Raw genomic sequence first — 1,458 nt, 5'->3', positions numbered from 1 at the left:
CAAATAAAAGTTTTATTTCAATGAAATAAAGAGTTTGAAATACCAACATTATCATAAAATATAACCTTATTTTATTATAATTACTCAAAATTTAATTTTAAATAAATGAATAATTCAGAACTAGATTCAATAAAAATCAATGATATTCCATACAATTTGGCTGGAATTGAAGAATTGGCTTGGAAAAAATTGATAAACGGTTATTCAAAGAAAAAAAATGGTTTTCGCACAATGTGTTTGGGGACAATTGGTCTAGACAATGCCTCGGCTTTAAGAATCGTAATAAATAGAAAAGTAGATGAGTTACAAAAATCAATCTACTTTCACACCGACAATCGTTCTAGAAAATTTCAAGATATCAAATCAGATAATCGAGTTTCTTTGCTTTTTTATGATGCCCGACAAAAAATTCAAATTGCAATAAAAGCCCATGCATTTCTTCCAGAAAATAATTTATTGGCAATCGACCGCTGGAAAGCCACAAGTCCGCAGGCTCGATTGGGTTATATGACTATTGAATCACCAAATACAAAATCAGAAAAGCCGACTTTAGGTTATGACGAAAAGTTTTCTGAAATTAAACCTACAGATATTGAAAGTAATTTTTATCAAAAAAATTTCGATGTAATTGTTTGTAAAGTTTATGAATTAGAATTTTTGTACTTAGATTATTCTGGAAACCGAAAAGCTAATTTTTACTATGAAAATGGAGTTTTAAAGAACAGTTTTTGGGTTGTTCCATAATTTTTAAATATCTATTACGTAATCTGAAGGAATAAATTATTATATGAATTATGTAAGAATTTGTTTTAATTGTATAATTTTTTTTTAGAGCAACAGTATCATCTTTGCAAAAATAATTTTTTATCAAATAATAAAACAAATAAAAAAAATGAAATTAATTTCCGCATTCAAAACAATTCTTACAGCAATGGTTTTTATCATTGCAACCAATTATTCATCTGCACAAACGGCACAAAATTACGATCAAGGTTTTAGACTTGGAATAGGGATTTCTGGCGGATTGCCATTCGAAAAACCTTATGATTTTAATTTAGGAGCAGACGCACGATTACAATATGATTTGTCTAAAAAATATTCAGTTACATTAACAACAGGTTTCAATAACCTTTTTGTTGCAAGTCCAGGTAAAGATTTAGGATATGTTCCAGTAAAATTAGGTTTCAAAGCATTTGTAATCGAAGATCAATTTTATTTAATGGGCGAAGCTGGTGGCGCATTTGCAGTTACCAACAGCTACAACCAGAACTCGTTATTGCTAAGTCCAAGCATTGGTTATGTAATTGATAATTTTGATATAAGTCTAAAATACGAGCATTTTAGCGATTTTAAAGTTGTTAGAAACAACGCAATAGAGACAGGATTAAATCAAATTGCACTGCGTGTTGCTTATGGATTTAAACTATAATTATTGAGAATTCTTGTAAAAAAGCGGCA

Annotated in this window: 2 protein-coding genes; both read left to right on the top strand. The window is 28.9% G+C overall.

Annotated elements, in window-relative coordinates; translation table 11 throughout:
* Positions 1 to 105 precede the first annotated feature (105 nt).
* Positions 106 to 744 (top strand): pyridoxamine 5'-phosphate oxidase family protein, encoded by a 639-nt coding sequence (locus RMO83_RS15705; protein ID WP_310560649.1) that lies wholly within the window; start codon positions 106 to 108, stop codon positions 742 to 744.
* Between the two features lie 148 nt (positions 745 to 892).
* Positions 893 to 1,429, top strand: coding sequence for a hypothetical protein (locus RMO83_RS15700; RefSeq protein WP_310560648.1), 537 nt, complete (start codon positions 893 to 895; stop codon positions 1,427 to 1,429).
* Positions 1,430 to 1,458: the final 29 nt, after the last annotated feature.

Source organism: Flavobacterium sp. (assembly GCF_031423415.1).
Lineage (GTDB): Bacteria > Bacteroidota > Bacteroidia > Flavobacteriales > Flavobacteriaceae > Flavobacterium.
The sequence above is the reverse complement of the archived record's forward strand: the minus strand, read 5'-3'. Positions and strand labels throughout refer to the sequence as shown.